Origin of the sequence: Paenibacillus sp. CFBP 13594, assembly GCF_014842675.1 — a bacterium.
Taxonomy (GTDB): Bacteria; Bacillota; Bacilli; order Paenibacillales; family Paenibacillaceae; genus Paenibacillus; species Paenibacillus amylolyticus_B.
This window is the reverse complement of the sequence record NZ_JACYVQ010000004.1, coordinates 584,022-595,091: the sequence shown is the minus strand read 5'-3', so window position 1 is coordinate 595,091 and position 11,070 is coordinate 584,022. Positions and strand designations below refer to the sequence as shown.

Below are 11,070 nucleotides of genomic sequence, written 5' to 3'. Positions count from 1 at the left end.
AGCTTGCCGGGGGTCGCCCGTATTCGGGCGACCCGGCGGGCTCGGGCTCCGCTGCCGCAGGCGCGGCCTCGGCTGCGGCCGGAGCATCGCCGGCCGCAGCGCCAAGCTGCGTCAGCAGGCTGCGACGTTCGTGCAGCTGCTGGCGCAGCCCAAAGCGCAGCTCCTGCAGCTCCGCGTGCAGGCTGCGCAGCAGTTCCAGGTCCGCATCGCCTGCGTGCGGACCTTCTCCCGTCGGCGCAGCCGGGAGTGGGTGATGCGGCGAGCCGCACACCGGGCATGGCTCGCCATCGCGCAGCTCGGCGCGCAAGGCGGAGGACAGCTGGTGCAGCTCCTGCTCGCGCATCGTGCCACGCAGCTGTTCCTCCGCAAGGGCCAACAGGCGCTGTTCGCAGCTGAGGTCCTGCTCACAGGCAAGCAAGGCCTCAAGACCTGCTGACGCCTGTTCTACCAGATGCTGACGCTGATCACTCAGGCGTTTTTCTTCCTCAGCCGCCGCCTTCAGCTTGTCGGCTCCCTGTTCTGCCGACTGCTTATAGGCTTGAATGTCAGCCTTGTTTTGCTGTAATTGCTCCGCAGCAGTATCGACACGATGCTTCAGTTCAAGCGCAGCCTGAAGTTGTCTGCGTTCCTCTGACTTCACCTCATTCGGCTTGAGGCTCTCCTGTAGTTCCTCACGCCGTTTGCGCCCGCGCTGCTGCAGCTCCTTTTCTTTCTCAAGTTGCTGTCCCAGCGCAGTCTGTTCGCCCTGCCCCTGTTCCAGTAACTGAGCAAGGCGTGCGCAATCGGCCTGAAGCCCGTCCCGTTCCCGTTGCAGCTCTTTCGCTTGTTCGAGCTGCTCCAGACGCAGCAAAAGTTTCGGTTCTTCCTCAGTCATTTGCTTACGTGCCGTCTCAGCCTTCTCCGCTTCCTGAACAGCCAGACGCTCATGTTCCAGTGCTTGCTGATGAGCTGTCTCGGCGGTATCCTGCCGCTGCTTCTGTGTAGATGCGGCATCTCGTACCGTCTGCAGCGCAGGCAGTATTGCATCTGCCGCAACGGATTGTTTCAGCCGTTGTTCGCCTGCCTCTATCTGTGGTTCCAGTGCTTTCAGCTTCTGCTGTTCATCCATCCGGGCCTGCCGTTCGTTACTTAACTCACGGATTTTACCCAGCTTTTCAGCTTCCTTCGCAGCTTCATCCAGCGCTTTGCGGGACAATTCAGACTGCTGAACAGCGGTTTGAAGAAGACGTTTCGTTTCTTCCAGCGTCTCCTTACTGGCATTGCCCAGTCCCTGTTGCTCCGCAGCAAGAGATTGGTGAACCATATCATTATCCTTGACCCGCCGGCTTAATTTGATGGCTAGCTGATCGCCATACTTCTCCAGATGGAATAATCGTTGCAGCATCTGGCGACGTTCACTGCCTTTTAGTGACAAAAACTCGGCAAACTTCCCTTGCGGAAGCACCACTGCCCGTGTAAAATCATCCATCTTCAAACCGATCACATCTTCAACGCAGCGATTCACATCTGCCAATTTGTCGGCAAGTACCTGTTCTTCGCCATTAACCGTCTCTATGAATTTGCTGATCGTGTTACTCACTGACACTTCATTATTTCGTTTGAAACGTCGCTCTACACGAAATCTTCGAGTCCCCTCTGCCGACATCAGTTCAAATGTAAAAGCAACCGACAACGAATCCTCTGCATGGTTCATAATGCCTTGCGTCCCATTCACCGCACGTTCCACTTTTCCGTACATGGCGAGTGTGATGGCATCGAGCAAGGAAGATTTACCACTACCCGTTGGACCGAAAATACCGAATAGTCCCGTCTCCGTCAGCACGGTAAAATCAATCTCCTGCATCTCCCGATAACTTTGCAGTCCGGCAACTTTTAATAGAATTGGCTTCATCTTTCCTCGACCTCCTCACGCACACCTGGCTCGTCTTCATCCACAAGTTCCAGGAAAAGCTGTACCAGGCTGTCTTCCGGCTGTGCACCGCCTGTCTGACGCTGATAGAATTTACGGAACAGTTCATGTACAGGCAGCTCGGATCGTTGTTCCAAAAGCCCTGCTGCAGCCATTTCGGGATACACCGGGCGAATATGAATGATACCTTCATGTGATTTTCGCAGCTGCTGAATCTCCTTCAGGGACATCGCCTCGTCCAGCCACACTTCCATGTCGATAAAAGCCTGTGGATCACGTCCCTCATCCAGCCAGCGATATACTTCTGCCAGACCACCACGGGCCTGCCAACGCACAAGCGGACGCCCGGACGTTAACAAAACTTCCTCTACCTGTGCAGCTCCGCCCGGCGCCAGATCAACCATCGTGACAGACTTGCTCTGCCCTGCTTCCGAGAAGCTGTAAGCCAGCGGAGAGCCGCTATATCGAATCACACCGTCTCCTTTGACAGCCTGTGCACGATGAAGATGCCCAAGCGCCGTGTATTGCGCACCAGTCGATAAAGACGAAGGGTCCACCGTGTAGGCCCCACCGATCTGAATCGGACGTTCCGAATCACTCTCAAGACCGCCGAGCACATAGATATGACTCATGGCCAAGTTCACGGTATCCGGGCGAAAAGAAGCGGCCAGACGCTGCATTAACATCCCCACCCGTTGACTGTATGCCTGACGAAGCACATTTTCGTCCCCATCCGTTGTCAGCAATTCATTCAATCTGGCTTCAGAAGGATAAGGTAATGCGGCAATCTGTGCAATTTCTCCGGTTCGTTTGGCATGGATAGTCACCGCTTCTGAAGTAGGCATCCCTACGAGTGTGATGCCCTGTCTGTTCACAAGCGGAGTCACAGAAGCCACACGCTCTGGCTGATCATGATTTCCTGCAATCACCACGAGGGGTCTTCCATGCTCCGTCAGACGCGCTGCCGCTTCATAAAAAAGTTGTTCCGCCGCTGCGGGAGGATTCACCGAATCATATACATCTCCGGCCATCAATATGGCATCCGCCTGCTGCTCATCAGCCAACCTGACGAGTTCATCAACGAAATCTTCCTGTTCACGCAGTCGGCTTCGTCCTTCCAGCGTTTTTCCCAAATGCCAGTCCCCTGTATGCAAAATACGCATCGTCCGTTCCACCCCTCTCCTATATGAAATCCATGGTTTTGAATTCCGATCAAGTTCATTTATATTTTCACTGCATGTCCACCATCAAAAAAGTACAGCCATTTTCGGTCCACTTTCCGACCTAATATATCTTCAACAGCCCGTCCATACAGATCCAGTTGGAAGCGATAGTTTTTGGTGAGTTCATCCAAACCACCACGATGCTCCAACACCCGGTCTGTCTTGTAATCGAGCAGGACAAGCTCGCCGTCAACCTCATACAGACAATCGATAATCCCCTGTACTAGCACAGTTTCATTTTCAATGGAGGCTTGCAGTTTGCTATCTTCATTTATGGTGTGCATACCTGAGTTCGCTGCCGCCTGTCCATGTAGCCACTCCACAGGGGACTGATGTGCCGGAAGCCCATACACAAACGGAATCTCCCGTTTCACCCATTCTGCACGCAACAGTTCTTTCCCTGGTTCTGTATCGAAAAATCCAACTAACTCTTCCGGTTCGATAGCCTCCGCGTGATGGGACAGCAAAATCTGGAGCTTCACCAGTCGCTGAAGGGCCTGCTCAATAAGCTGTGCATCAATGGCCGACCCATCTATAGGAAGATGCTGCATCAACGTATGATACACGTTCCCCCGTTCTGCTCCTGTCAGTTGGTTCTCACCCATAAATTTGGGACGACGCAGATGCAATTTGAATGACGTTCCCGCAGATCCCGCATCCGAAACATTCAACGCACCGCTCGAATCTGCCCCCAACCCAGTCCCATGCTCGTTCAATTCACTGGATAAACCATATAGTACAAGGCCTGCTTCATCGTTGGTGTAATGGTTTCCCGGGGTGTTTTGATCCAATAATGTCTCGGAATGCTCTCCCAGTTCCTCCATCACCTCTACGGACTGGATGTCCTGCATCGCGAGTAACGTTTTCAACTCCGTGACAGATGTACTGGCTGCCACTTGAGTTGCTGCTTCATAGGGATATGTCCATGAAAGCCGTTGTTCAACCTCGTGGATCAGCCGTGTCTCCTCTTGTTGAAGAGCTACCGTATCTGCACCTGCATCTGCAATGTTTTGGTTCACCGTATCTTGTCCACTCTTCGCCAGCTCTTCTACAGTTGAGGATGTAACCAATTTCACGGGCTGAACCGCTTTTAGTGCAGCAATTCGTTCTTTCCGCACCGCAGTCATCCCATCTTCTTCTCCCTGAGTCTGATCCACCACATGATCACGGGATACCTGATCGGCGGAAATAATAGAAATTGCCCATCGTGATTGATCATCTGCAAGACAGGACGAGAACGAATCATTGCTTCCAGCAAGTTCACGCAGCACAGCCGCATCTGGATGTCTCATCAGGGATGGTCCAATCCAGTCGAGGTAACTCCGTCCAGCAGCCAGTAGGTAGTCTGGCAATGCCAGTTCAGTACTGTCCTTGACCTGAGACCACGCCAACGCTTTTTTCGCCGCATCTTTTACAGTACCCAACAAAATCATTTTCTCTTTGGGACGGGTCAACGCAACGTACAACACACGCATCTCTTCAGCAAGCAGTTCGAATTGAGCCCGACGACGAATCGCCAGATTCGCTAGTGTAGGATAGGCAACCCGGTTCTCACGATCCACATATCTCGGACCAAATCCCAGTTCCTTATGCATGAGAAACGGTGCGTTCAGATCCTGTTGATTAAACATCTTGGATATGCCTCCGACAAAGACAATCGGAAACTCCAGACCCTTACTCCGGTGAATCGTCATGATACGTACAGCGTTGTCCTGCTCACCGGAACTACCCGCTACAGTCCCCAGGTCTCCCCCGTTTTCCCGCAATCTTGAGACATAGGTCAGGAAACGGAACAAGCCGCGATTTGCAGTTGATTCCTCATATTGTCGTGCGCGATCGTACAATGCCTTAAGATTACTTTGACGTTGCAATCCTCCGGGAAGACCACCAACCCAGTCCAAATACCCGGTTTCTCGGTACATACGCCAGATCAGTTCACTCAGACTGCCTTGTCTTGCCTCAAGTCTCCACTGCTGCAATTGACGCAAAAAGCGAATTAACTTTTGCTGCAACTCCGAGCCTGAAATCTCCTTTATGCCCAGATCCTCACTTGTATGTCCCGCAACACCAGCATCTTGCATTCCATCTGTATGCAATGTATGCACATCGAATTCATAGACATCATCCAGGATCTCTGCCTCGACTGAAGCTGCTGTCTCCCGCTGTCCCTGTTCCATCTCTGACCAGGCTTCCGGCCACTGCAACTGGACGATATTGGAATCAGGATGATTGTCCTGCCGGAGTTTTTGTACAGCATTAGTGGAGGAATCGCTCCACTCTCCAGCAGCCGATATAACCGCATCGTAGAATGACTGTCTTTTGTCACCAAGCCGAATCTGTGCCAGTTCTTCTTCATCCAGTCCGACAATCGGTGAACGAAGCACGGAAGCGAGCGGAATATCCTGTCTTGGATTATCAACAAGTTGAAGCAGAGACATCATGATTTCCACTTCTGTAGCCTGAAAATAGCCCTTGCTCTGTTCTCCTCCAGCAGGAATTCCCTGCTGTCTGAATTCCTCAATCATGAGCGGAGCCCACATCAAGGTTGAACGCAGCAAGATGACCATGTCACCGTAACGTGCCGGGCGCATCGTTTGCAGGGCTTTGTCATATACATGGAGGGCAGGTTTGTCCGTATCTCCAACCATCTCACGAATACGCCTTGCGATGGCCCTTGCTTCCAACTGGGCCGTTTCAAGTTCGGCACTCTCCAGTTCTGCGGAAACCAATGCATCCCCGTTCTCATCCGTACTCTCCGTTAGATCAGGTCCACCGCCCTGACGATCAATCAGCATGAGTTCAGGTGTATACGCCTCATCACCAAGTGTTTCTGACGGAAAAGTAGCCCCATATGCCAGTTGAGCTCGTTCATCGTAAGCAATCTCTGCCACACCTTCGTTCATGAGTTGCCGGAATATCATATTGACCGAATGTACGACTTCCGCACGACTGCGGAAATTCCGCGCAAGATCAATACGTTGACCTGTACGATTCGGGCGATCTTCACCATTTCTGTCCTCATGCGTGTTCGCTCCATACTGGCGATATTTGTTCATAAACAGACCTGGTTCAGCCAACCGGAACCGGTAGATACTCTGTTTGACATCACCTACCATGAATCGGTTACCCGGGTTTTCTCTGGAGATCAGTTTCACGATATCTTCCTGAACCGTATTGGTATCCTGATATTCATCAAGCAACACTTCATCGAATCGCGAACGGTACTCCATAGCCGCATCGGAAGGCATCGAGAGTTCAGGCGTTGAATCCTCATGTCGCAAAATGTGAAGACAGTAATGCTCCAGATCACTGAAGTCAACTTGCCCACGTTCCTGTTTGGCCTGTCGGTAACGTTCTCCAAATGTACTAACCAACCTCGATAACTCCTGCATGAGTGGTGCCGCTTGCTCCAGCTCCTGCCAGAACGAAAACGCACTTCTTCCGAACAATGAACCTTTCAGGTCGGTAACTGCTTTTTTCGCAGCCTCACGGAGTTCCTTCACCTGATCCTGTAAAGCAGGGTCCGTCTGATCTTTTTTGCAGGGTTTCAGTTTGCCAAATGTAGCAGGTTGAAACACTTCAGGCAACCTCTCCCATGGCATAACCTGGGCCGCAGACAACAGCTCCTCTACCATCACCAGGTCTTCTTTTAACGTATCTGCATAAGGTGCCGGACCTTCAGGCTGCATGGATATGTGAATGCCTTGACGGAGCAGTCCTGCTGCACCACTTAAAGCAAGAGCCGCATCACGCATAATACTCTGAACCCATGCTGAATGCCCCAGCTCCTCCACACTCTCTACCTGAAAAGCGGATGCCATCTCTGAGAGCCAATGATCCGGCCAGGAATGACTGCGGGAGAAATCATACAATCGTTGCACCAGTCGATGCATGGCATCATCATTTCGTTCTCCACTGAACCAGTCCACCAATTCGCGGAATGTACTCCCTTCATCTTCTTGGCCATACTTTTCCTCAAATAGTTCTTCGAGTAGTTCCTGGCGCATGATTTCCGCTTCATTTTCATTCAGGATACGAAAAGCCGGGTTCAACGGAATTTGCTGATAGTAACGGCGAATGACTTCCATACAGAATGAATGCAGCGTTGTAATAGATGCCCGTCCAAGCAGCGACAGCTGCTTGCGCAGATGCTCTTCTCCAGGTTGTTCTTCCAGCGCACGTTCCAGCGCTTCCCGAATCCGTTGTTTCATCTCGGCGGCGGCGGCTTTGGTAAACGTAGCTACAAGCAAGCGATCCACACTGAATCCTTGGGAGGGATCTGCGATCTTGCGAATAATTCGTTCAACCAGTACAGCTGTCTTGCCTGATCCCGCCGCAGCGGCAACCAGAATGTCTTCTCCGCTTTCGGAGATGGCACTCCACTGGTCATCACTCCAGAAGCTTCCTTCCGGTTTTGGCATATTCGTCATGATGTTTCCCCTCCCTTGGTGTGAGATAACATATCCCAGATTTGCTGTTTACCCGGTTTGGACAACAGGTTGTATTCATTTCCTTCTATATTCTCATCAAACTGACATACAGGCTTATACGGACAGAACGTGCATGCCACTTCCTGTTGAATACGATAAGGCTCAATGGCCACATCCCCATCCGTAATTCGGGTACCAATCTCACGGATATTACTGCGAACCGAAGCAAGCAGCGTATCCCATTGCTCTGGCGTAGCTACAGCAGCACTACTATAAAAGCTGCCATCTGCCTTAAGGGCAACCGGAATAATGGCTGAATACCCCTTATCCAGGGTGTTGTCCATTTGTGCGATTGCATCCCGGTCTGCCAGCAGCAAACCTTTCATTTTGAACCGTTTCAGCAGTTCTTGCCCGGCCTGCTCCGATGTCATGCCGTTTGCGGATTGCAACAGCGGGTTATGCACGTGGAAATACAACGTTCCTCCCGGCATCGCCGTTTCCCCAAGCCATTCTTCGGCAGCACTAAGCAGCACCTCCAGATAGGTGAGCATCTGCAATGACAGACCATAGTACACTTCATGTAACTTGAGGTCCGTCTGGCTTGATTTATAGTCAATGACACGCAAGAGCAGACCATTCTCTCCTTCTGCCACATCCACACGGTCAATCCGACCCACGATCTCCATCACACATCCGTTCTCCAGTTCAAAACGGAGTGGGGGCAGCGTTTTATCCGGTCCAAAATCAAGCTCCAGCCCAATCGGTTCAAAACTTCCACGTCTGGACTGTTCCCCAAGAATAACGGATGCCCGGCTAACAATGTCCTTCAATTTGCGGAAAATATAACCGTATCGCTTGGTGCTTAGCAAAATCTCCCCTTGCAGCTGTGGTGCAATCTGCTCCACCGTTTGCTCGGCTTCCTGACGGCATTGGTCTGGAGTCAAACTGCCCCAACTACGATTTTCTTCACGTAACCGCATAGCCAGCTGGCTTAGTGCAGCATGAAACAGCTGTCCGATATCAGGAGCCTGAAGGCGGTACAATTGCCGTTCTTTGAGACGCAACCCGTGCGAAGCAAAATGGGAGAACGGACAAGCGACGAAACGCTCCATTCGCGAAACACTCGTCCTCACCTCTGTGCCATACAATCTGCGACTGGTAGCTGTACGTAGTGGCAATGCCCGATTACGATAAAAGATCGATCCCATCAACCGCTCCAGCTGAGGTCTGCTTGTCTCCCGAGATACATGCCAATTGTAGACCGCCCACCACATTTCAGGGATGTCTTCTCCGCGGCGCCATTTGCGCAATTGTCCAATGAGCGTAGACAGACTCTGACCCGGATGGGTGACATAGGACCAATGTGCTTCTTCCGAGTTCGCAACCGGTGGTTGAGCGAGCAATGGCTGTTCTTGTAAACCAAACATCTTCCGTACATGGCGGACAATCTCGGAAGGAAGCAGTGCTTTCCCCTCATCATCAGCAACAGGGTAACTCAGCCACAACTGGCTGCTTGCCGCTGTAAGTGCCGTATAGATCAAAAAACGTTCATCCAGCATCTGCCTTGTTGCACCTGGTCCAAGCGCCACGCCTCTTTCCGTCAGTAACGATCTCTCCAGTTCCGTTAATACGCCATCATCCTGAGGTATTGCGGGTAATTCACCATCAACTGCACCAAGGATAAATACGTATTTGATGTCCTGAAGACGTGTACGGTCCATGGAACCGACCAATACCTGATCAAGTGCCGGTGGTACCAGACCCAGCTTCAGTTCCGTCAATCCGGTCTCGATCATCCCGGCAAACAGCGTGATATCCAGCCGTTCATTCCCCATCATATCGACCATCTGATCCAATAAATCCAGCACAGCTCCCCACATCTGCCGATGTTCTCTCGACCGTTCGGGGTCACCTTGAGCCTTAGCTTCAGCAGACATGTTCTCCAGCTTCCATGGGATCTCAGCATCTTCCAGCAGTCTGTATAGTGCCTCGCACTGGGCTTTGGCTGTCTTTGCCTTTTTCATTCGTTTCTCAAAAACCCCCAAGGAATCTGTAATGACCGCTCGACAACGCTCCATTAAAGAAAGCATTTGGTCCCGTCCTCGACTACGTCCATCCTGACCGTTGTCTTCAAGCGAAAGGCTTGGGACATACTTCCACGGTTTGCCGTCAGTCCAGCGATATCCATGAATACCACAAGCCAGTACATAATTCTCAAGCTGGTCCATATCTTCACGGGTGATGGAACCATCACGCGGAAGCAGCAGATCCGTTTTGACACAGCGAAATACATCCTCGTAACGCCAATGGCGCCGAACAATATCCAGTGCCGAACGGATAAACTCGGATAATGGATGATGAAGTTCATTTCTTCTGCGGTCCAGAAAGACGGGTACGTCATAATCCCTGAATAGAGGTTCAGCTATATCAGCGTAGGTATCCAACTGACGAACAAGTACTGCCATATCCCGATAACGCGCACCTTCGTTTTGCGCCAGACGCCGCATCTCACGCAGTGCTCCCTCCATCTCAGCTCGTCGGTTCTCCGCTGCAACCAGTCGGATTCCGGAATCAAGGCCATCACTTTTCCAACGAATTCGGCGGTCGAAACCAGCCTCCAGATGAGCAAGTCCCGGACGATCCTTGTATCTCGGTGGAATCTCCGAATCTAGCACGGTTATATCGCTCGGTACACCCAGTTCTTCAGCCATCCCTTTCAGACGCGCATAGGCACTTGCCGTGGGATAGAACAGTTCCAATTCTCCAGGCAGTGCGCCGTGATCATAAGGACGATCCAATGTCAGTGCAATGGTCACGGAAGAGGACTGCAACATCAGCCGACCAATCACACTCATCTCCTGTGGCGTGAATCCCTGAAAACCATCAATCCAGATCTGGGCATCCTGCAGCAATGCACTTTCCGACAAACGATCTGTCAGCTCGGTCAACGTGTCTTCATCATCAATATATAAATTGGTCAGTTCCTGTTCATAGTCACGATATATCAGATTCAAGTCATGCAACTTATCCTCCAGAATTGGCGAAGTCGATGAGGTATTCCCTCCAGACAGCCCCTCTTCCAGCAATGATGGATCAAATTCATAACGTTTAAATTCACTATATAAGTCATTTAATTCGCCTATAAAACCCAGCTGGCTGCCGGATGCACCAAACAGCTTTAATTCTTCCTTACGGCGCTGGATGACCTTGTAGAGCAGCATCTTTTTGCCTTCGGCTCCGATCGGAATACGAGCAGAACCACCTGCTTCCTGCATTACACGATAGGCTAAACGGCGAAAGCCGAGCACTTCTGCACGCATCGTACCTTTAATTGTTCCAGAAGACACCAATGCCTGCTCTGTTCGAAAAGAACTCTGTTCTGGAACGAGCAAAATCAAAGGTGTGCCTTGCGGTTCTTGTTGAAGCAGGGATGTAATTTCCCGGGTAATCAGCGAGCTTTTGCCGCTGCCTGCCCGGCCAATAACAAAACGAACGGACATGTCTAATC

4 protein-coding genes are annotated in these 11,070 nt (G+C 51.4%); all 4 read right to left on the bottom strand.

The features are described from left to right. A partial coding sequence (locus tag IFU39_RS16235; protein ID WP_192133650.1) for an AAA family ATPase occupies positions 1–1,891 on the bottom strand: 1,891 nt, incomplete at its 3' end. Beyond that, entirely contained in the window at positions 1,888–3,072 is a 1,185-nt protein-coding gene (locus IFU39_RS16230) for an exonuclease SbcCD subunit D (protein WP_091013971.1), read from the bottom strand. The genes IFU39_RS16235 and IFU39_RS16230, both read right to left, overlap by 4 nt. A 59-nt stretch (positions 3,073–3,131) precedes the next feature. Continuing rightward, positions 3,132–7,562 (bottom strand): helicase-exonuclease AddAB subunit AddA, encoded by a 4,431-nt coding sequence (gene addA, locus IFU39_RS16225; RefSeq protein WP_192133648.1) that lies wholly within the window; start codon positions 7,560–7,562, stop codon positions 3,132–3,134. After that, positions 7,559–11,062, bottom strand: coding sequence for a helicase-exonuclease AddAB subunit AddB (addB, locus tag IFU39_RS16220; RefSeq protein ID WP_192133646.1), 3,504 nt, complete (start codon positions 11,060–11,062; stop codon positions 7,559–7,561). Before addB ends, addA begins: the two co-directional genes overlap by 4 nt. Positions 11,063–11,070: the final 8 nt, after the last annotated feature.